General features: G+C 65.2%; 19 protein-coding genes. 8 read left to right on the top strand and 11 right to left on the bottom strand.

The window, feature by feature from the left end; genetic code table 11:
• The first annotated feature begins 48 nt into the window (after window positions 1-48).
• From QQW98_RS01045 to QQW98_RS01020, 6 genes are all read left to right on the top strand, one after another.
• Complete coding sequence (locus tag QQW98_RS01045) at window positions 49-1,638, top strand: phosphoenolpyruvate carboxykinase (RefSeq protein ID WP_290135708.1); 1,590 nt, start codon at window positions 49-51, stop codon at window positions 1,636-1,638.
• A gap of 191 nt (window positions 1,639-1,829) precedes the next feature.
• A complete protein-coding gene (locus tag QQW98_RS01040) occupies window positions 1,830-3,203 on the top strand; it encodes a class II 3-deoxy-7-phosphoheptulonate synthase (protein ID WP_290135707.1) in 1,374 nt (457 codons plus the stop codon).
• A 105-nt stretch (window positions 3,204-3,308) separates the two neighbouring features.
• Entirely contained in the window at window positions 3,309-4,562 is a 1,254-nt protein-coding gene (gene egtB / locus QQW98_RS01035) for an ergothioneine biosynthesis protein EgtB (RefSeq protein ID WP_290135706.1), read from the top strand.
• On the top strand, window positions 4,562-5,548 hold the full coding sequence (gene egtD, locus QQW98_RS01030; RefSeq protein WP_290135705.1) for an L-histidine N(alpha)-methyltransferase: 987 nt from the start codon (window positions 4,562-4,564) through the stop codon (window positions 5,546-5,548). Before egtB ends, egtD begins: the two co-directional genes overlap by 1 nt.
• 57 nt (window positions 5,549-5,605) lie before the next feature.
• Window positions 5,606-6,280, top strand: a complete 675-nt coding sequence (locus QQW98_RS01025; RefSeq protein ID WP_290135704.1) for a retropepsin-like aspartic protease family protein — start codon at window positions 5,606-5,608, stop codon at window positions 6,278-6,280.
• A gap of 212 nt (window positions 6,281-6,492) precedes the next feature.
• Complete coding sequence (locus QQW98_RS01020) at window positions 6,493-6,678, top strand: hypothetical protein (protein WP_290135703.1); 186 nt, start codon at window positions 6,493-6,495, stop codon at window positions 6,676-6,678.
• A 92-nt stretch (window positions 6,679-6,770) separates the two neighbouring features.
• Here QQW98_RS01020 and QQW98_RS01015 read toward each other — a convergent pair whose 3' ends face one another.
• Both QQW98_RS01015 and QQW98_RS01010 read right to left on the bottom strand, forming a co-directional pair.
• Complete coding sequence (locus tag QQW98_RS01015; protein ID WP_290135702.1) at window positions 6,771-7,046, bottom strand: DUF1499 domain-containing protein; 276 nt, start codon at window positions 7,044-7,046, stop codon at window positions 6,771-6,773.
• A 39-nt stretch (window positions 7,047-7,085) separates the two neighbouring features.
• Window positions 7,086-8,480 carry an O-antigen polymerase gene (locus QQW98_RS01010; protein ID WP_290135701.1) on the bottom strand — a complete coding sequence of 465 codons (1,395 nt, stop codon included), beginning with the start codon at window positions 8,478-8,480 and terminating at the stop codon, window positions 7,086-7,088.
• A gap of 110 nt (window positions 8,481-8,590) precedes the next feature.
• Between QQW98_RS01010 and QQW98_RS01005 the strand changes: the two genes are divergently transcribed.
• Window positions 8,591-9,700 carry a glycosyltransferase gene (locus tag QQW98_RS01005; protein WP_290135700.1) on the top strand — a complete coding sequence of 370 codons (1,110 nt, stop codon included), beginning with the start codon at window positions 8,591-8,593 and terminating at the stop codon, window positions 9,698-9,700.
• On the opposite strand, the gene QQW98_RS01000 is transcribed toward QQW98_RS01005, so the two are convergent.
• Both QQW98_RS01000 and QQW98_RS00995 read right to left on the bottom strand, forming a co-directional pair.
• Complete coding sequence (locus QQW98_RS01000; protein WP_290135699.1) at window positions 9,687-11,633, bottom strand: pectate lyase family protein; 1,947 nt, start codon at window positions 11,631-11,633, stop codon at window positions 9,687-9,689. The two genes, QQW98_RS01005 and QQW98_RS01000, sit on opposite strands and share 14 nt — an antisense overlap.
• Window positions 11,630-12,070, bottom strand: coding sequence for a hypothetical protein (locus QQW98_RS00995; protein ID WP_290135698.1), 441 nt, complete (start codon window positions 12,068-12,070; stop codon window positions 11,630-11,632). Before QQW98_RS00995 ends, QQW98_RS01000 begins: the two co-directional genes overlap by 4 nt.
• 101 nt (window positions 12,071-12,171) lie before the next feature.
• On the opposite strand from QQW98_RS00995, the gene QQW98_RS00990 reads away from it, so the two are divergent.
• Window positions 12,172-13,392 (top strand): glycosyltransferase family 4 protein, encoded by a 1,221-nt coding sequence (locus tag QQW98_RS00990; RefSeq protein ID WP_290135697.1) that lies wholly within the window; start codon window positions 12,172-12,174, stop codon window positions 13,390-13,392.
• Window positions 13,393-13,417: 25 nt separating this feature from the next.
• Here QQW98_RS00990 and QQW98_RS00985 read toward each other — a convergent pair whose 3' ends face one another.
• From QQW98_RS00985 to QQW98_RS00955, 7 genes are read right to left on the bottom strand one after another with little or no spacing between them, the layout of a single operon-like run.
• On the bottom strand, window positions 13,418-14,776 hold the full coding sequence (locus tag QQW98_RS00985) for a polysaccharide biosynthesis protein (protein WP_290135696.1): 1,359 nt from the start codon (window positions 14,774-14,776) through the stop codon (window positions 13,418-13,420).
• The gene (locus QQW98_RS00980) at window positions 14,773-15,987 is read right to left on the bottom strand and encodes a WcaI family glycosyltransferase (RefSeq protein ID WP_290135695.1); all 1,215 of its coding nucleotides are present in this window, start codon (window positions 15,985-15,987) and stop codon (window positions 14,773-14,775) included. The genes QQW98_RS00985 and QQW98_RS00980 overlap by 4 nt, the downstream gene beginning before the upstream one ends.
• Window positions 15,980-16,942, bottom strand: a complete 963-nt coding sequence (gene fcl, locus QQW98_RS00975; RefSeq protein WP_290135694.1) for a GDP-L-fucose synthase — start codon at window positions 16,940-16,942, stop codon at window positions 15,980-15,982. The genes QQW98_RS00980 and fcl overlap by 8 nt, the downstream gene beginning before the upstream one ends.
• Complete coding sequence (locus tag QQW98_RS00970) at window positions 16,939-17,859, bottom strand: beta-1,6-N-acetylglucosaminyltransferase (RefSeq protein ID WP_290135693.1); 921 nt, start codon at window positions 17,857-17,859, stop codon at window positions 16,939-16,941. The genes fcl and QQW98_RS00970 overlap by 4 nt, the downstream gene beginning before the upstream one ends.
• Window positions 17,856-18,878 (bottom strand): glycosyltransferase family 2 protein, encoded by a 1,023-nt coding sequence (locus QQW98_RS00965; protein WP_290135692.1) that lies wholly within the window; start codon window positions 18,876-18,878, stop codon window positions 17,856-17,858. The genes QQW98_RS00970 and QQW98_RS00965 overlap by 4 nt, the downstream gene beginning before the upstream one ends.
• The gene (locus tag QQW98_RS00960; RefSeq protein ID WP_290135691.1) at window positions 18,875-19,717 is read right to left on the bottom strand and encodes an NAD-dependent epimerase/dehydratase family protein; all 843 of its coding nucleotides are present in this window, start codon (window positions 19,715-19,717) and stop codon (window positions 18,875-18,877) included. The genes QQW98_RS00965 and QQW98_RS00960 overlap by 4 nt, the downstream gene beginning before the upstream one ends.
• Complete coding sequence (locus QQW98_RS00955; RefSeq protein ID WP_290135690.1) at window positions 19,710-20,930, bottom strand: DegT/DnrJ/EryC1/StrS family aminotransferase; 1,221 nt, start codon at window positions 20,928-20,930, stop codon at window positions 19,710-19,712. Before QQW98_RS00955 ends, QQW98_RS00960 begins: the two co-directional genes overlap by 8 nt.

Here is a 20,930-nt window from a genome sequence, read left to right as displayed (position 1 = left end):
CGCCTGCCTCGCGCCGTCCACCAGACCTGTTACGCCACGGAGTTTCCATTGGCCCACACGCTTTCCGTTCCGCTGTCCGCCCAAGGTATCGAAACCGCCGCGACGATCCACGCCAACCTGTCGAGCGAGGAGCTGACCGAGGCGGCGCTCGCCAACGGGGAGGGCAAGCGCGCCAAGGACGGTCCGCTGGTGGTCGAAACCGGCAAGCACACCGGCCGCAGCGCGAAGGACAAGTTCATCGTCCGCGACGGCGAAACGGAAGACACCGTCTGGTGGGACAACAACGCCTCCATGTCGCCGGAGCATTTTGCCGCGCTGAAGGCCGATTTTCTGGCCGCGCTGAAGGACAAGGGCGACCTCTACGTGGCCGATCTGTTCGGCGGATCCCAGCCCGAATATCGCGCCAACGTTCGCGTCATCAACGAATTCGCGTGGCACAACCAGTTCATCCGCACGATGCTTTGCCGTCCGACGGCGAGCGAGCTGGACGGCTTCTCGCCCGATTACACGATCATCGACCTGCCCAGCTTCAAGGCGGACCCGGAACGCCACGGCACGCGCAGCGAGACCGTGATCGCGGTCAACCTGTCCGAAAAGCTCGTCCTGATCGGCGGCACGCAATACGCCGGCGAAATGAAGAAGAGCGTCTTCGGCATCCTCAACTACCTGCTCCCGCCGCAAGGCGTGATGCCCATGCACTGCAGCGCCAATATCGGCCCCGACGGCAAGAGCGCGGTGTTCTTCGGCCTGTCGGGTACCGGCAAGACCACGCTCAGCGCCGATGCCAGCCGCACGCTGATCGGCGACGACGAGCATGGCTGGTCGGACACGGCGGTCTTCAATTTCGAAGGCGGCTGCTATGCCAAGATGATCCGCCTCGATCCGGAAGCGGAGCCCGAAATCTACGCCACCACCAAGATGGAAGGCACCGTACTCGAAAACGTGGTGATGGACGCGAACGGCGAGATCGACCTCGACGACAACAGCCTCGCCGAGAATACGCGCGGCGCCTATCCGCTCAGCAGCATTCCCAACACCAGCGAAGACAACATGGGCCCGCCGCCCAGCAACGTCATCATGCTGACCGCCGATGCGTTCGGCGTGCTGCCTCCGATCGCGCGGCTGACGCCCGACCAGGCGATGTACCACTTCCTGTCGGGCTACACCGCCAAGGTCGCCGGCACCGAAATCGGCGTGACCGAGCCGGAAGCGACGTTCAGCACCTGCTTCGGAGCACCTTTCATGCCGCGCCATCCCAGCGTCTACGGCAACCTGCTGAAGAAGCGCATCGCCGATGGCGGCGTGCAGTGCTGGCTGGTCAACACCGGCTGGACCGGCGGCAAGTACGGCACCGGCCACCGCATGCCGATCAAGGCAACCCGCGCGCTGCTCAATGCCGCGCTCGACGGCAGCCTGAACGATGCCGAATTCCGCAAGGATCCGAACTTCGGTTTCGAAGTCCCGGTCGCGGTGCCGGGTGTGGACAGCGCAATTCTGGACCCGCGCTCGACCTGGGCGGACGGGGAGGAATACGACCGCACGGCAGAAAAGCTGGTCCAGCTTTTCGTCGACAATTTCGAACCCTTTGCGGCGCATGTCGATCAGGGCGTACGCGACGCGGCACCGGCCGCCGCCTGACGCGCTGCCGGCATGTAGCGTCATGAGAAAAACCCCCGCTCGGGAGACCGTCGCGGGGGTTTTCTCTGGCCCCGCGTCCTCGCACCCGATCAAGGTGATCGGAAAAGCGCGCTTGCCCGCGGCCCAAATTCCGTTTCTGGCAATCCGACCGGCCAACCCCTAGGTTGGAGGCCGAGTAACGGATGGAAATAATGGCACACGATTGGCAACCCGGCAGCTGGACAGGTTTCGAAGCGAAGCACCTGCCCCGCTACGAGGACGAGGCAGCGCTGGCAGAGGCGACCGGCACGCTGTCGTCCTTCCCCCCGCTCGTCTTCGCGGGCGAGGCGCGGGCACTGAAGGCGGAACTGGCCGAGGTATGCCGCGGCGAGGCGTTCCTGCTGCAGGGCGGCGACTGCGCGGAAAGCTTTGCCGAATTCCACCCGAACAACATCCGCGACACGTTTCGCGTGATCCTGCAGATGGCGGTCGTTCTGACTTTCGCCGGCAAGAGCCCGGTGGTGAAGGTGGGGCGCATGGCGGGCCAGTTCGCCAAGCCGCGCAGCAGCGATACCGAAACGCAGGGGCAGCAAACCCTGCCGAGCTACTTCGGCGACAACGTGAACGGGATCGAATTCGATGCCGAGACGCGCCGTAACGATCCGCAGCGCATGGTGCGCGCCTATAACCAGAGCGCGGCGACGCTGAACCTGCTGCGGGCGTTCTCGACCGGTGGCTATGCCAATTTGCGCAAGGTCCACCAGTGGACGCTCGATTTCATGGGCCGCAGCCCGTGGGCGGACAAGTTCGCGCAAACCGCCGACCGCATCGGCGAAGCGCTCGATTTCATGGAAGCCTGCGGGATCGATCCGGCAACCGTGCCGCAACTGCAGGGCACCAGCTTTTACACCAGCCACGAAGCGCTGCTGCTTCCTTACGAACAGGCGATGACGCGGCAGGATTCGCTGACCGGCGACTGGTACGATACCAGCGCCCACATGCTGTGGATCGGCGATCGCACGCGGTTCGATGGCAGCGCGCACGTGGAATTTGCGCGCGGCATCGGCAATCCGCTGGGCGTGAAATGCGGGCCGAGCCTGGAGCCGGACGTCCTCGTGCGCATCCTCGATACGCTCAACCCCTCGCGCGAGGCGGGCAAGATCGTGCTGATCAGCCGCTTCGGCCACGACAAGGTGGAAGCCGGCCTGCCGAAGCTTGTCCGCGCGATCGAGCGCGAAGGGCACCCGGTGGTGTGGAACTGCGACCCGATGCACGGCAATGTCGTGAAGGCGGACAGTGGCTACAAGACGCGGCCTTTCGAGCGGATCATGGGCGAGGTTCGCGGCTTCTTCGCGGTCCACAAGGCCGAAGGCACCCATGCCGGCGGCATCCATCTGGAAATGACCGGGCAGGACGTGACCGAATGCACCGGCGGCGCGGTGGCGATCACCGACGAACGGCTGGGCGATCGCTATCACACGCATTGCGACCCGCGCCTCAACGCCGCGCAATCGCTCGAACTCGCCTTCGCGATTGCCGAAATGCTGGTGGAAGAAGGGGTCGACCGCCGCGCCGCTGCGGCCTGACCCCAACTATCTTTCGCTAATTTCGGGAAATTTCCAGCCTCCCGGCCTTTCTATTGTCATGTCCGTCCGCCATGCTGGAGGAAGACACGAAGAGGGGAGGCGGATTTGGCATCGGTCCAGCCGCAACACGGGGCGCCCGTCGCGTCGCTCGAAGCAGAATTTCGCCGCACGCGCGCGCTGATGCCTGCGCTGGCCGCGCCGCTGTCCGAAGCGGACGCGACCATCCAGTCGATGGAGGATGCGAGCCCGACGAAGTGGCACCTGGCCCATACGACCTGGTTCTGGGAAACCTTCCTGCTGCGCGACCATGTACCGGGCTACACGCTGCATGACGAGCGCTGGCCGTTCCTGTTCAATTCCTATTACGAGGCGGAAGGCGCGCGGATTGCCCGCGACCGGCGCGGGATGCTTTCCCGTCCCACGGTGGCGGAAATCCTCGACTGGCGAGGTGCCGTAGACGAAGCGATGGCCCCGCTGCTGGACCGCGAGGAACTGCAGCCGCTGATCGCGCTCGGCTGCGCGCACGAGCAACAGCATATCGAATTGCTGCTGACCGACATCAAGCACGCGCTGTCCCAGAACCCGCTCGGTCCGAAGATGTGGGACCGCCAGCCGGATCGGTCGGCGGAGCGTACGCAAGGCTGGCACCGCCATCCCGGCGGCATCGCCAAGATCGGCCATGATGGCGATGGGTTCGCCTTCGACAACGAAGGGCCGCTCCACCGCACCTTGCTGGAACCCTTCGCCCTGTCGGACCGGCTGGTCACCAATGGCGACTGGGACCGCTTCATCGCAGACGGCGGCTACCGGGATCACCGCCTGTGGCTGGCGGACGGCTGGGCATGGGTCAACGAGAATGGCATCGACGCGCCCATGTACTGGCGCGATCGCGAGCATTTTACCCACACCGGCTGGCAGGAGCGCGATCCCCATGCGCCTGTCACCCACGTCAGCTATTTCGAAGCGGACGCGTTTGCCGAGTGGGCCGGATACCGCCTGCCGACGGAAGCCGAATGGGAAGCGGTCGCCCGCGGCCAGCACGACGATATCGAACCCGCACACGACCCGGCGGGCGGCAACCAGCTCGACGGCGCGGCCCCGCCGCTGCCCACCGGATCGGACGGGTTGTTCGGCGACGGGTGGCAGTTCACCCGCTCCGGTTACCTGCCATACCCGCGCTATGCCCCGCCCGCTGGCGCGGTGGGTGAATACAACGGCAAGTTCATGAGCGGGCAGTTCGTACTCAAGGGCGCCAGCTGCGCCACGGTGCGCGGCCATTCGCGCGCGAGCTACCGCAATTTCTTCTACCCGCACCAACGCTGGCAATTCACCGGCGTCAGGCTCGCGAAGGATCTCTGATGACGAAAAACAATTCCATGTCCCTCGTCGACCTGGACGAGGGCGGGGTGCACCACGCCTTTCGCTCCGATGTGCTTGAAGGCCTGTCGCAGCGGCAGAAGGCCGTGCCCGCGCGCTGGCTTTACGACGATGCGGGCAGTGAGTTGTTCGAGGATATCACCAAGGTCCCCGAATATTACCCGACCCGCGCCGAACGCTCCATCCTCGAGGAGCGGGGCGCGGAATTTCGCGAGCTCATCGGGCCGGATCGCGCAGTGGTGGAATTCGGCAGCGGCTCCAGCCTCAAGACCCCGCTCCTCCTTTCCGCCATCGATCCTGCGGCTTACGTCCCGCTGGATATCGCGGGAGATTTCCTGCGCGCCTCTGCCGCCGAACTGCAGGCGAAATTTCCCGATCTCGCGGTGTACCCGATCGAAGCCGATTTCATGCGCCGGGTGGAGCTGCCGACTGCGGTGGCGGACATGGCCAAGCTGGGCTTCTTTCCCGGTTCGACCATCGGCAATATGGTCGCGCGCACGGCGGTGGACCTGCTGCGGTCGATGCGAGAGACGCTGGGCGACGGATCGCAATTGCTGATCGGCATGGATCTGATCAAGGATCCGGCCGTGCTGGAAGCGGCATATGACGATGCCGCAGGCGTCACGGCCGAATTCAACCTCAACCTCGCGCGCCGGATCAACCGCGAGCTCGATGGCACCATCCCGGTCGAGGCCCTGCATCACGAGGCCCGCTGGGAAGACATTTTCGCCCGTGTCGAGATGCATCTGGTGGCAGACCGCGACATCGAATTCGAGGTCTGCGACCAGACGTTCCGGATGGCGAAGGGCGAAAGCATCCACACGGAAAACAGCCACAAGTTCGACGAGCGGTCCTCGACAATGCTACTCCTTGCCGGCGGATGGACCCCGGTGAAGCGCTGGCTGGACGCTGAGGAGCGGTTTTCGCTCATCCTCGCCGACGCCAGCGAACCGCGCAACGCGCCCTGACGTGGGTCGGGCCAGCCGTTCATGGCAGGATAGGGTGGCGCACCCTATATAACCGGAATGTCGATAGAAAACCTGTGGCGCGATGCGGCGAACGCGATTGCGGAGGTTCCGCAGACCGGGCTGATGGTCGTCGTCCTCGCCGCCGTGCTCCTCAGCGTGTTCGGCGGGTTCCTGCGCCGCCGCGCGCCGCGCCTCGGCGGGCTGATCCGCGGGACGAGCACCGTGGTCCTGTGCGGTGTCCTGGTGCTGGTGGTCCTGCAATTGAGCCGGCTCGATCCGCGCTTTGACATGGCGCTTCCGCAAGCCGGGCTGCCCGAACAGGTGGTGGAGGGCGGCGAAACCCGCGTACCGCTGGCGCGCGACGGGCATTACTGGCTGGATGCGGAAGTCAACGGCGTGCCTACCCGTTTCATGGTCGATACCGGCGCCACGCTGACGACCTTGGGCGCGGAATCCGCCTCCGCTGCCGGCCTCGAACCTGCCCGAGATCGCCTGCCGATCCGCATGCAGACCGCCAATGGATCGATCAGTGCCAGCATCACAACCATCGACGAACTGCGCTTCGGCAATATCGCGGCGCGCGGCCTCGATGCCGTCATCGCGCCCAATATCGGCCCGACCAATGTCATCGGCATGAACCTGCTCAGCCGCCTGAAGGGCTGGCGCGTGGAGCAGGGCGAGCTGGTCCTCCAGCCCAACAATCCCCAACCGGAACTGGTCGTCGACCGCTGATCAAGGCTGTGGCGGCATAGCCACATTGTCCGGCGATTTTAACAAGCCGACGCTCGACATGACCGAGGGCACGGTCGAAGCCAACATCAATATGGCGTAGGAAGACGACATCGGGGGCACGCTGAAAGGCGCGGTCAACTTGTCTCTGGGCGATATATGAGGCGCTGCGCATCGCATTGACCGATGCCGGCCCGTTTTAGTGGCTCTATTGCATGTATTATTCCGAAGTCGACCGCGTGTACGCGCAGCGCCTGCCGATGCCGGGCTATGCCGCGGCAACCGATGCGGCTCTGGGGGCGGGAACATCTGCCGCAGTCGCCAACGGCTTCCACAATCTCGCCAGCCCGTACAACGCCGACGTGCCGTCCAATATCAGCAGTTCGCGATCTTCGGGGTAACGGTTCGCCAGAGCTTCTGACGCTTCCGGACGGGAGCCCGGCGAGGGGAAGGGCGCGGGACCGCAGGGTTCCGCGCCCTTTGCCGTTGGGGCTCAGGGCAGCTGCTCTGCCGCCGCTGGGCGAAGCTTCACGATGCGGTCGGCGTTGTAGCCAAGGTCGCTCAGCCCGACGCGCGAGGTGCTGCGGAAATTGATGACGCTGCCGCCATCCTCGCCCGGTCGCACGATCGGTCCCAGTTGCCGGACCATCGTGCCCAAGGCGAAAGGCCATTCGATCAGGCCGAACTTGGGTCCGAACACGGCCCCGGCGAACCACAGGACGAGAGCGAGGGCGAGCCACAGGGCGATGCGGGGGCGGGGCGTTTTCATGCGCGCCTTGTGTCCAGCGCATTCCGCGCAGACAAGGATTTACGCGGGTTTGCGCGCCTTGGCCGCCTGCGCCGCCAGTTCCTTGCGCCGCTGCGATGGGTTCGGCTGCGATCCGGCAAAGGCATCGGTCGACAGGCTGCCGCGGCGGTCCATCAGGGTGAACAGCCAGATCAGCAGCAGCGGCAGCTGGTAGAAAACGCTCATCCTTGCGACCGAGATCAGGCTGCCGTCGCGGTAGCTGATGACGGTGGTCGCCAGCAGCAGGAAATAGAACAGGACCAGCAGGCGCGACGAACCGCGCCGCGCGGCGAGGCGGTAGAAATAGCTGTAGAACGCGGCGAATATCGCGGTCTGGATCACGATGCCGAGCCAGCCGAGCTCGTACCATCCCGCTCCGGGCAGCGACGGGGTCATGCCCATCGGGCGCCCGTAATCGAACAGGTTCATGAACCGCACCGGCGCGCCGGCGGGCTTGCCCTCCCACAAGGCGCGCGGGATCGGCTCGGTAAAGAACTGCAGGTAGCTGGCGAAATAGTCGTAAGTGCCGCTGCGCTGCGGGACGACATAGACCAGGTACTCGAAATATTCGAGATTGGCGAAGTCCATGTTTTCGAGCGGCGCGTAGTCGTAGGCCTGCTCCCACGCGACCGAGTTATCCTCGATAAAGACCTCGCGGATGCTGCGTCCGCGGTCCGTCACTACCACGGCAAAGGCGAGGCCCGTCACTGCCACCAGCGCCACCGTACGGGCATCGGGCCAGCTGCGCCGCTTGTCCCACAGCCACAGCAGCAAGAGGGCGGTGATGGCATATACGAAAGGTCCGCGCCCGCCGGTCCCGGCGCGCATGATGACGAAGACGACCAGCGGTATGAAAGACCACCATTTGAACCGCGTCAGCCAGGCGAACAGCACGGCGAGCGGGGCGAGAACCAGCTGCGCTTCGACAAAATAGCCGACACTGTCGGTATGGATTTTCACGAAAGTGGTGGGGTCAGTCAATTCGGTCGGATCCCCGCTGGCAATGGCGCCCCAGCGGGATACCACCGAGGCAATGCCAAGCGGCGCGAGGATAGGGGCGGTCAGGAGAAAGGGTCGCCACATGTTTTCCCGCGGCAGCATTTCCCGTCCAGCCGAAGCCGGTTGCAACGGGGTGTTTCCGATCCGCAGGCTCACGAAGATAAAGACGATCAGCCCCAAATTCGCACCCAGGATCACGGTCATCTTGTCAGCCATCGACGGCTGGAACTCGAAAACCATGTAGACGAAGCGGAAGTCGTAGATGCGCGCCAGGATCGGGCGGAAGACGAACAGGAAGCCGTGGAACAGCAGGTAGAACGCCGCCGGGTGATAGATCGACGCCGCCTTGTGCCGCGCAAACACCGTGCAGGCGGCCACGAAGAACAGCGCCGAGGCGATCAGGAGCAGGTCGTACATGCCGGGATGGGGAATAGGGCATGTGCCCCACGAAGCAAAACTGTGGGCGAGGCAAAGCGGGGGACGGCGGCGCTATCGCCTCCAGCGCGGTCATGCGCCATGTCATGCGCATGACCGCGCGTGATAATCCGATTGCCGTGATGTGGGAGAATTTCGGCCCATACCACCATGACCGTGCCCGCGCGCTGGCAGGGGCGGGCCACCGCGTCCATGCCATCCAGCTGTTCAGCCGCTCGACCGATTACGACTGGGAGCAGGCGGAAGAGGTGTCCTATCCATTGGTCACCCTGGCGCGCGGGGAGGAGGCTATCGGTACGCTTGCGCTAGCCCGGCGGCTGGTGGCTGCTGTCCGGCAATCCGGCGCGCGCGACTGCCTGTTCTGTCACTACGAAAAGCCTGCTGTGCTCCTCGCCGCGACCATCCTTGCAATGCGGGGCGTGCGGGTCTTCACCATGGTTGACTCGAAAGGCGACGACTACGCCAGGCGGCCGTGGCGCGAGGCGCTGAAGCGCCTATGGCTGAAGCCCTACGCCGGCGCGATCGCCGGAAGCGAACGGTCACGCGATTACCTTGCCGGGCTCGGCCTGCCGAGAGCGCGAAGCGTCACCGGCTACGACACGGTCGACATTGCCCGCATCCGGCAGCAGGGAGATGCCGCTACCGAGCCATTTTTCGTAGACCGCCCGTTTGTCATCGCAGCGCGGCTGGTGCCGAAGAAGAACATCGCACACGCGCTGCACGCCTTGGCGCGGGCTCGGTCGCTGGGAGTCGAAAGGCGGCTCCGAATTCTAGGCGACGGCCCCCTGCGCCGCGATCTCGAAAACGAGGCGGCAAGGCTCGGCATCGCCGAACACGTGGTCTTCGAAGGCCATTGTTCCAGCGCACAGGTCAGCGTGGCCATGCGCGAAGGGCTTGCGCTGCTCTTGCCGAGCCTGTCGGAGCAATTCGGCCTGGTCGTGAACGAAGCGCTGGCCAACGGACTTCCGGTCATCGTTTCCCGCAATGCCGGCGCGGTGGACCTGCTCGTCGACGATGGCAGCAACGGCATCGTAATCGATCCGCAGGACGAGGGGGCGCTGGTGGATGCGATGCGCGCAGTAGATCGCGAGACGCGCTGGCAGGCGATGCACGTCGCCGCGCGGAATAGCGCCCCGCGCGGCGACGTGCAGCAGTTCGTGCAAGGGGTGGAAACGCTCCTCGCCCTGCCTAGGCGGTCGTGAAGAAGCCGGTCTCCTCCCAGATCGACCCTGCGAAGGCATTGTAGGTAAATTCGATCCAGTCGCCCGACCGGCTCAGCACCCGGTCAGCGGCAAGCTTAATCCACCATTTCGTGCCCTTGGCGAATTTCAATCCTGCGCCCGGCGTGTCGGACAGGGCACGGAATTTCACCTTCTGGCCGTGGGCATAGGCGAAATTGCTGCCGCCCGTCGGAAAGCGCGCCAGCGCCATGTCGTGCGGTCCGTTGGCATCGAAATAGCAACCGATCAGCGGGCTGTTGGGCGTGATTGTCGTCGCGCCGGTCAGGGGGCCCATGTTGGCCGTGCCGTAGCTGCCGCTCTGTGTGACGAGATTGCGAATCTCGATGGCGGGTACCGACACGGGCGGGTGGGCAACCCATGGTGCTCCGCTCAGCTCGCAATCATCGATAAGCAGGCGCACGGAGTTGGCGACATGGCCGGTCCAGCTCGGCGGATACCACTGCCGCCCATTATCCCGTGCAACTTGCGTCCGCCGGCTCCGCAGGCGCAGCTGGATGTCGCGCGGTGCCTGCTGATACGTGCCTGCCGGTGCGCCGACAATCTGCTGGGTCAACGATGCCGGCCCGTTGATGCGAAGCGGGGCGATGCCGTTCTTTCTGTCGATGACGGCATCGATATCGAGATCGATGTCTTTCAAAGCGAGATAGAGCGGGGTCGACAGGTCCACCGTCGCATCCGTCGTTCGCATTCGCCCGCGTACCCAGCAGCCGACAAAGACTGTCGGGATATTGCGGAACTCGCACCCGTCGAGCTGGGTGATCGGCGGCGCGGCTGCCGCATCCCGCGTGGGATAGAGATAGTGGTAGGTAATGCCGTCGGTCGCACCGCTGCCGATCAGCGTCGTGTCACTGTCGCGCCACAGGCAGCCGCTGTATTGCGCGCGGGTCTTGCCCGTGTCCTCCTGCGCCGTGCGCGCATCGCCGAATTCGCAATCGCGGGCGACGAGCGGGCAATTCGTGCCGGGATTGAAGGCGTTGGCATTGGTGGTCAGCAGCCTCGTGCGCTCGATCGTCAGGCTGCGCTGGGTCTTCGCGCCGCCGAAATAGATCTCGCCCTTCCAGCCGATGAAGTCGCAATCGGCGATCACGACGTCCCCGATGTGGGTGTCGTGCAACCAGACCGCCTTGTCGCTGGTGTCCCAGCCGTCTCCGGTCGCAGGGTTGGCAGGCCAGCTATGCTGCCCGGTCCGTTGCCGGTTGCCGATGAAGTTCAGGCGATGGATCTCCAGCCTGTCGATGGCGAGCGTCTCCGGGGCTTCGGCACCTCGATCCGCAAGCGCAAACAGGCCGCCGCCCCGCCACACGGCGTCGCCGGCATCGGACGCGGATTTCGGCACCACCTGCCAGCTGGTTTCCGGATCGGCGCCGCCGAGGCCGCGGAAGTCGAGCGTGCTGCGCGCGGGGCCGACACCGCGGAGTGTCACCGATGCGCGGGCGACGAGCGGGTGACCGTCGGGCGAATAGATATCGTTCGCCGGGCTCGTGCGCTGCGGGCAATGGATGCGATAGGCAGGCGCGGTGAAGCGGACTTCGCCGATGCCGGTGGCGGCCGCGTAATCGAGCGCAGCCTGGATCGCCGGCTGGTCGTCGGTTACGCCGTCGCCGATGGCGCCCGCCTGTTCGACCGCAATCCCGCCCGCTTCCGGCATCAGACGGAAGACGCGCCCGTCAGCGGCGCGAAAGGTGCATCCCGGATGATCGGCAAGCAGCTCATCGGTGCATCGCGCATCGTGGAGGTAACGCGCTGCACCGACGCCGCCTGCGGCATGGGCAGAGCTGTCGATCCGGTCGCAACCGGGCGGCACGGCGCGGCCGGAAAGCTGCGCGAAGGGCGCCGCGGCGAGGAGGCTTGCCCGCGCCGCCAGGCCGCGCGCGATCATGTCGGGCGCGCTCATTGTGCGATCCTCCAGCTCACGGTTCCGCCCGTGATGTCAAATTCCAGGTAAAGCGTCGCCCCGTCCTCGTATTCGACCCAGACCGGCTCGCAGGCGTTGCCGGTGAAGCTTGCCCACGGGGCGCCCGCCAGGGTCAGCGGATTGCGGGTCGCGCCATTGTCGGTGGAGCGGGTGACAGTCACGGTGCCTTGCCATTCGCCGGCGAGGCGCAGCATCACGGGCGTACCGGGCACGGGGGTGAAGGGCCCTTCCTCGCCGACAGTTGCGGCCATGCCCTCCAGCGGCTGGGGCGGCGATTCGCCACGGGCCAGCACCGGCAGGGGGCTGTCGTGGTCGATCAGGGCGAAGCGTCCGGCAGGGTCGGCATAACCGAGGGCGAAGGCGGGCGCGAAGCCGCCTGGCAAATCAATGGGCAGGTCGTTCGGCAAGTGTTTCATGGTTGGCTCCTGCGGTAAAAGGAACCAATTCGGTTATGCGTGTGGGTCCGTGTAGGAAAATGAAAATTGCCGACATGCATGCAGATGCTAGGATCGCCTGCATGAGAGTGGGCCTCTTCCATCCGGGTACGCAGCACAGCTGGCAGACCGCTCTCGCGCTGCAGCAGCAGCAACGGCTCGCCTGGTATGCGACGTCGATATTCCGTCGCGAAGGGCGCTTTCCCTTCGATTTGCTGGAACGGCTGCCCGGGCCTGCGGGACGGGCTGTCCGCCGCGAGTTCGGCCGCTTCCGCTTCGATGCACTCGATCCGGCAAAAGTGCGCACTCATGGCCTGCACGAATGGGCGGAACGTGCGGCGCGGCGCGCCGGCCTCGGCCGTCTTGCCGCACGGCTTAACGCGGGCGGCAATGTCGAATTCGGGCGCTGGGTCGCGCGGATGGCGCGCAAGGACCGGCTCGATGCGTTGTGGGGCTTCAATTCCAGCTCGCTCGAAGCGTTCGGCGCGGCTGCGGGTACGGCGCGCATCCTCGACCAGACCACACCCGATTTGCGGGCGATCAACGCTGTGCTGGGTGAACTGGAAAGCGGCCACGCAGACTGGCTGGTCAATCCCGGCTTTCGCCATTCGCAGGCGGCCATTGACCGGCAGGCGGGGGAATTCGCGCTCGCCGATCGCATCCTCGTGGGCAGCGAATATACCGCCGCAACCTTGCGCGAACATGCCGGTGCGGGCGTGGCCGCGCGGACCCGGCTCCTTCCCTATTGCTACGATGCGGCGCAGTTCACCGGGCAAAGGGCGCCGGAGGCGACGAGCGGACCGGTCCGGTTCCTGATGGTCGGCTCGATCTCGGCGCAGAAGGGGGCGCATCTTGCGCTCCAGGCGATCGAGCAATTCTCGCCGTCGGAAGCAACGCTGACCTTCGTCGGCAGCCTCGCCCTGCCGCCGCAGAAATGGGGGCAGCACGAACGCCGCGTCAGGCACGTGCGCCATTTGCCGCGCAGCCAGGTACCGATGGCGATGGCGGACCATCACGTCCTGCTGTTCCCGAGCTTCTACGAAGGCGGCGGCATCGTCCTGTACGAAGCGCTCGCAAGCGGACTGGCGCTGGTGCAGACGCCGCGGGCGAGCCATGCGGTCGATGCCGACACCGGCATCCTGCTCGACAATCTGGATGTCGACACGCTGGCAGAGGCCATGCGCACCTGCATCATGGACCGGGAGCGGCTCGAACGCTGGCGCGCGGCTGCTCCCGAACGCGCGCGGCGATTCAACTTCGAATCCTACGCAAGTGGCGTAGCCAAGATACTGAAAACGCTCTGATCAGTCCTTTTGGCCACTCCGGCTTTCAACGCGCGCGTCCCGAGAATATCTGACGGAAGTTTTGCATAAGCGGACCTTCGAGCAGTCCCAGGCGGCGCGTTTGCAGCGAAATCCAGCCGAGCATGGCAAGATCGAGGAGCAGCGCAGCCCAGGCTGCACCGTTCGCCCCCATTGTCGGAGCCAGCAGCGCAACCAATGCCAGCGCGGCAAGTGCCAGGACCAGGAAGGTCCACGTGAAAAGCTCGTGACGATTTATCGCCATGATCAGATTTCCCAAGGGTAGCCAGAGTCCATGCAGGAGCATCGCTATCGCCAGCAGCACCGCAAGCTGGCGGTCGGGCGTGATCGCCCCGTCGGTCCACAGCGCAACAAACCAGGGGCCGAATATCGAAAGCGCCAGAGTGGCAGGCACCAGTACGGCAATGGCAGTTGCGACTGAAAGCATTGCAAGGCGGCTGCGCGCCGCGCGGCTTCCTTGCGCATCGGCGACGGTAAAGAGCGGGGCTGCGCTGGTCGAGACGAGCGCAGTCATCTGTACGGCTGCACGGCTAAGCGTCCGGACCGCGCTGAAGGCGGGCGCTGCCGCAGCTCCGGCGAATGCTCCCAGGACTACCAGAGGCCCATGCAGGGCCAGCGCAAAACACAGCGGGACGATGGCCATCGCCAGCGCCGGGCGCAGCAGCCGCCGGAGTTCGGCGCCGATACCGACGCGGCCGGATGCTCGAAGGAACGGAGCCTGCCTCGAAAGCAGGATCCGCAGACCCAAGGCGCCGGCAATATGCCCGATGCAATAGACTGCCGCCGCATGCAGGATAGATCCGCCGAGTATGACGGCGACCGACAGGGCGGTGACTTCGAGTACTGTAACGGCCGTTATCCAGTATACGCTTTTTGCATAGGCGCCGCTTGCGCGCATACCACCTTGCGCCAGGGCCATCTGCTGGCCGGCAAGACCATATGCCACCATCAGCATGACGGTCAGGAATGCTGCGTCTCCGGATGCGTCTGCAGCACGCTCGGTCCAGGAAGCCAGCGGTCCGGATGCCAGGAACAGGGCGGCAAGTAGGATCACCGGGGCGATGATCGCCAGCATCGCGCCCAGGGCGCGGAAGGTACGGGCAGCGTCTGCCTGCCGTCCTTGCGCGACCGCCGCAGTCATGTCGTTCGCGCCCGCTCCGAGCAGGCCGAAATCTCCAACACCGAGCCAATAGGGGATGGTAAAAAGTACGAGCCAGATACCGTAGGTTTCCAGCCCCCAATGCGTAGCGAGAAGCGGAACCATGACAAGCTGGGCGAGCACGTTGATCGCCTGGCTAAAACCGTTGGCCCCCAGATTTGCACCCAGTCCGGCGCCGCCGAGCCGTGTGGCGAAACGCCTGATCATCGGCCTGTCCGTTGGCGGATTTCCCGGTCCGCTCCATTCAGGATCGCTTCGCGAGACCAGCGATCGGCCGCGCGCCTGGCGGCGTTCTCGCCCAAGGATTGCCGTCGAGCTGGATCGTCGAGCAGTGCCGAAAGCGCCTCCGCAAGGCTTTTCGGATCTTCCGGCGGCACGGCGATGCCGCATCCGGCGATCTCAGCGGCGAGGCCGGTATCCGGCGCCGCCGTCGTGACGACGGGCCGGCCGGACGCGAGCATGTTGGTCAGCTTCGAGGGTAGTACCAGATCGGCGGCTTCTGCGCGCTGCGGCAGCAGATGGATATCTGCCAGTCGCAAAAGCGCTGGCACATCCTTCGCGGGTTGCAGATCCTCGAAGCGGACGTTGTCGAGAGCCGCTGCAAGGTCTTCCAGGCGCTCGCGCTCGGGCCCCTCGCCGCAAATCAGGAAAATGGCATCTTCGCGCACCGACATGCGGCGCGCTGTTTCTATTACGGTATCCAGCCCCTGTTTGTTGGCGATATTCCCGGAATACAGCAGCACGCGCCGCTCGCCCAGGTTCCATTCCTTCCGGTAATCGCGATCCGTGCGGCTCCCTTCGTGGTTGGCCCAGTTGCGCAATTCGAAAACGCGGTCCGACGCGATGCCTTTTGCGAACAGGCGGCGGCACATCGCCGGCCCGATCGAACTGATGATGTCCGCGCTCTTGAACAGCCGCCGTTCGATCGCCGCCGCCACGCGCCCGGCGCGCGATCCGATCAATCCAGTCGCTTGTGCGGCATCGACTTCGAAATCCTGGATGTGAAGCCACAGCAAGGCCCCGCGTCGTTTTGCGACAAGCCAGCCGACCGGAACGCTGAGCAGGGATGGCGCGACGACCATCACCACGTCGGTTCGTTTCTCGCTGCGCATCAGAGCGGGAAACAGGGCGGATAGCGCGAAGCTGGCGTGGTGAAGAATACGTCGCGGCCCGGTGGGTCGTGGGGGCACGTAATGCGGGCAGCGATGGACATCGACACCGTTTTCCCGCCGGGTCGACCAGCCGCGCGGCGCCTCTTCGAAGCGAGACCATGCCGGGTAATAGGGTTCGCCAGCGACGACGCGCACTTTCCACCCTCGCTGCGCAAAGCCTTCCGCCAGATCGGTGGTGTACGGGCCGATGCCGATGGGTTCCGGGGAATAATTCAGGCCAAGCACCAGGAGGGAGGGCTCAGCCACGCAGCATCACCCGGCGCCCGCCGTCTTTGAGGAAATGTCGGTAGGTTGCCGCAATCCCGTCTTCCAGAGTGATCGCCGGCCGCCAGCCCATCGCATTCAGGCGGGAACTGTCGAGCAGTTTGCGCGGTGTCCCGTCGTGCCGGGTGCTGTCGAAGGCCAATTTGCCTTCGAACCCGACGATGTCCGCAACCAGCCGCGCTAGCTCGGTTATCGAAAGCTCTTGGCCCGAGCCGACATTGACGTGCTGCGCTCCGGAATATTCGCGCATCAGGAAAACACATGCATCCGCAAGGTCGTCGACATGCAGGAATTCGCGGCGCGGCTTGCCGCTTCCCCAAACCAGCATTTCCTCGTCTCCTGCGACTTTCGCCTCGTGCGCCTTTCGTATCAGGGCGGGCAGGACGTGGCTGGTGTCGAGGTCGAAATTGTCGCCGGGACCGAATAGATTGGTCGGCATTGCGCTGATGAAGTCGCAGCCATGCTCGATGCGATAGGCCTGGCACAAGCGGATCCCCGCGATCTTCGCGATGGCATACCACTGGTTGGTCGCCTCCAGCGGGCCGGTCAGCAGCGCGTCCTCGGCGATGGGCTGGTCGGCTTCGCGCGGGTAGATGCAGCTGGAGCCCAGCATCAGCAGCTTGGCGGTGTCGACTTGGCGGGCGGCCTCCACCACATTGGCCTCGATCATCAGGTTGTCGTAGAGGAATTGCGCCGGGTAGGCATCGTTGGCGGCGATGCCGCCCACCCGCGCCGCGGCCATGAACACGGCATCGGGACGGGCTTGCGCGAACCAGGCATTCACCGCCTGCTGGTCCCGCAAGTCGACGCCGCGATCGGCGGTCAGGATTTCGCAATCCTCCCGAGCAAGGCGGCGAACGATGGCGCTGCCGACCATCCCGCCATGGCCCGCGACATAAACCCGCTTGCCGGAGAAATCGAAAGTCGGGCGGTTCATGCTGCGAGCCTGCGTCTGTCGAGCCAGTCGAGCAGACCGCTGTCCGACGACCGTATCTTGCGAACGAAGAACTTGCGGCTCGCCCGGATCGCTTGCCGGGTTTCCACGCTATCCGTCAGCCATCGTCCTGGTTCGGTGGCAACATGGTGCAGCGGGGCGTCGTAAATCGATCTGCCTCCCTTGTCCTCGCTCGGCCCAATTCGTTTTTCCGCCCTGTCGCTGTTGGCGAGGATCGAATGAAAGGTCAGCTCATCACTTGCAAAACAGCTTCGAAACGCTGAACGCCACTGCGGTTCGGCCCGAAATCTCTGCAAAACCGTTTCGACCGATGCCGGCGAGAGCGCCCACCATGACGCGCCATGATGGACAGCTGCGCCGTCCAGTTCCTTGGCGATCTCGCGGCCGACAATCCGTGCGATGCGGTTGCGAACTTTCCGGACAAATTCCGCGATTGCGCCGATCGGCGCAAACCTTCGCAAGGTGTCGGACAAATAGGGTTCCATGCGCCATTTGCGGCCGATCAGGTTCCAAAGCGCGGAGCCCGGATGGACAGGGTATGACTGAATCACATCCTTCCCGCGGTGGCAGGAAAGGTAGTCGGCAAGTTCGCCGAGAGGTCGCGCCGGGTAGCAGTGACCCGACAGCAGAATGGTATGGTCCGCCAAGCCCTGATTTTGCATCTCCTCCAGCAGCGCCGCAGTGGCTTCGACCATACCGAACCCCGCCCAATGGATGTCCGTCCGCTTTGCAAGCACCGTTGCATGGTCCAGATCGGACAGCGTCTCCGGCGGTAGAGCGGGAGCGCGCTTGTCCCAGTGGATCAGTACCGAATGCGGGCACAGCGCCGCGACGAGACGGCGTAGCATGGCCGGATCATCGTGCGCGAGAATGCAAAAAGCGAGCGAGTGATTTTTCACAGCTTGCCTCGCAAGCGCGAGATGGAGCCTTGAGCCATGCCGGACGCGACAGCGAGGGCGCCGCCGCGCCCTTTCGCCATTTTCCGCAAGGCCGCGTTCTCCGCCGAAATGGCAGCGCGGACAGCTGCCTTCGTTCGCAAATCGCCGACCGGAGCTTCGGCCCTTATTGCCAGCCAGTCCCCTTGCAGGATCGCATGTCCCAGCGTTTTTCCCGGCTCGCCAAGCGTGTCCAGCCGGTCTGCCTTGCGCAGGAAAGCAGACCGGGCAAGCCAATACCCCATCGTCAGGTGCCAGCTGGACGTCGATACCGTAATCGAGTCGTTGTGTGCGGAAAATTGTGCGACCGGCTGGTGCACGAACGGCACTTGCACGGAAGGCGACCGACCAAGCGCAATCAGAAACAGCAGCAGGTCCGGCCCGATGGCGCGGCGCCACATGAAGTGTGCCCTCAAAGAATCCGCCGTCGAGATGGCTTCCACCTCGGCGAACCATGCATCGAATGCGTCGCGGCGGAACAGGGCGGCGGTAGGACTGACCGGCAGGTGTATGCCGTCCGGCTGCGATTTCGTACAATAGTGCGCCGCGATTTGGCGAGCGGGCATGGTACTCACGCGCCCGTCAGGCTCGAAAGGCTCTTCGCTTTCCGCAGGACGGACCGCGCCATGGCCGATGGCAACGGGTGCGCCTCGCTCAAGCGGTGGCAAAAGCTGGGGCAGGAAATCGGGCGCGATGTAATCGTCCGACCAGACGAAGGTGACTGCGTCGCCGGTCAGCCCCTCGGCACAATCGAGCCAGCTTTTCGTCGGGCCGAGACCGCGCCTGTTCTGGCGCAGCACGACGCGTGGTTCCTCGCCGAATTCCTGTTGCAGACCTTCCCACGATCCGTCGTCGCTCTCGCTGTCGAGCACAATGACTTCGCCGTCGGCCCGCGCATGGTCGAGCGCGACGAGGCAGCTGCGAACCGCCCGCTGGACCAGCCCGTTGCGGTTGAGCGTGGGGATGAGGAAGGTGGTCTTCATGCCGATCCCCGCTCCGCCATGAAACGTGTCAGCGCGGCATCGAGATCGAAGTCGGCCACCGTGCCGACTTCGCCTTCGTAGCGCGCGGTATCGCCGACCAGCGTGTTCGCCTCGCCTTCGACGGGTACGAACTTGATGTCGCTGCGCCCGAAGGCCTTGGATAGCTTGCGGGCGAGGGTTTCGATCTTCACCCCGCTGCCGGTGCAGATGTTCAGCGGCCCCGAAACCTTCGCCTCCAGTGCATCGACCACGCGCGCTGCCAGCCATGCGGCGTCGGCGATGTCGCGCACGCTCTGCGCGCCGTGTAGGTCGAGCTCCGCCCCGAATTCCGCCGCCTCGATCCGGGCGGCGAGCGCGGGCACGACATAGCTTGCCGCCTGCTGCGAATCGAAGAAACTGAACAACCGCAGGATCGCGGCATCGGGCAGGATGCGCTTTACCCAATGTTCGGCATGGAGCTTGGTCAGGCCGTAGTCGGAGGCGGGGGCGCGACTCGTATCCTCGGCCAGCGCCTCGTCCGACGGGCGATAGACGTGCGAGGTGGATATCTGCACCATCCGCGCGCCCGCCTTGGCGACTGCGCGCGCGATCGTGACGCTGCCGCCGACATTCACGGCGATGGCGCGCGCCGTGTCGGCGACCACGTCGCCCACCGGCACCATCGCGGCGGAATGGATCACTGTTTCCTGCCCGCTTGCCCATGCGGTCGCGGCGACGCTGTCCGTCACGTCGCCGGCGAAGGCGTCGACCTGGTGCCCGCGCGCTTCAAGCTCGGCGTGGATGCGGCGGCCGAGCGTGCCGCTCGCCCCGGTCAGGCCGATGCGCATGGCGTCAGGCACCCGCAGAGCGGCGCAGCGCCTCGTGCAGGAACGCCTCGTCGCCTGCATCGGGCTGCGGGTTGAGGCCGATCATCAGGCCGCGTTTGAATACGCCGTCGCATTCGGGCAGGGGCCGCTGGTGGTCGGCGAGGCCGAGCATGCGGGCCAGCGGGTGGCGCAGCACATTGCCGACGATAATCGGGCGCGTTTCCACCCCGTCCGCCTCCAGCGCGTCCCGCCCGCGGTCGCGCGCGTCCCGATCGGGGAACAGCAGCGGCGTCGTCATCCACGAATGGCGATCAATTATATTCGCGCCGGGCACGCGCACGGCGGTGCCATTCAGCGCATCGATACGCCCCTGCGCGACCGTGCGCCGCGCATCGACCATGTCCGCAAGCCGGGTCAGCTGCACGCTGCCGAGCGCGGCGTTGAGGTCGGTCGAGCGGACGTTGTAGCCCGGCAGGACGAAGCAGAAGCGCGGATCGATCGCGCCGCTTTCCTCCCCGCTGTCGAAATCGAGGAAGCCGTCCAGTTGCAGGTTCCGGCTCCACCCGTGGGCGCGCAAGGCATAGGCCATGTCCGCCAGCTCGTCGCTGTCGGTCAGGATCATCCCGCCCTCGATGGTGGTGAGGTGGTGGCTGAAATAAAAGCTGAAAGCGCTGGCCGAACCCAGCGTGCCGATCCTCGCACCGCCTGTCGTCACCGCCCCCATGCTTTCGCAGGCATCTTCGAACAACAGCAGATCGTTCGCGGCGCAATAATCGGCAAGCTCGGCCACGTGGGTGGGATTGCCGAGCACCGGCACGGCGATGACCATGCGGGTCCGCTCCGTCACCGCGGCGGCGAGTGTTTCGACGCTGGCGTTGAGGCTGGCAGGGTCGATGTCGCAGAACACGGGCTTCAGGCCGAGGTTCATCAGCGGCTTGAGCGTGGACGGCCAGTTCAGCCCCTGGATCACGACCTCGTCCCCCGGCGCGCAGGGGCGGCCGGAGGGCACGAGGTCGGGGCGCAGCCGCGACAGTTGCACCAGCGCCTCTATGCCCACCAGGTTGGCGGAGGAGCCGGAGTTGACGAAGATCGCGTGCTTCGCGCCGTGCCAGTCCGCGAATTCCCGCTCGAACCGCGCTACCCTAGCGCCCTGTGTCAGTCGGCCGCTTTCCAGCACCTCATGCGCGGCGGCCATCTCGGCATCGCCCAGCGTGTTGTAGGCGAGGGGGACGCGATAGTCCGTCAT

Source organism: Alteriqipengyuania flavescens (assembly GCF_030406725.1).
GTDB lineage: Bacteria > Pseudomonadota > Alphaproteobacteria > Sphingomonadales > Sphingomonadaceae > Alteriqipengyuania_B > Alteriqipengyuania_B flavescens.
This window is presented reverse-complemented; position numbering and strand designations above follow the sequence as displayed.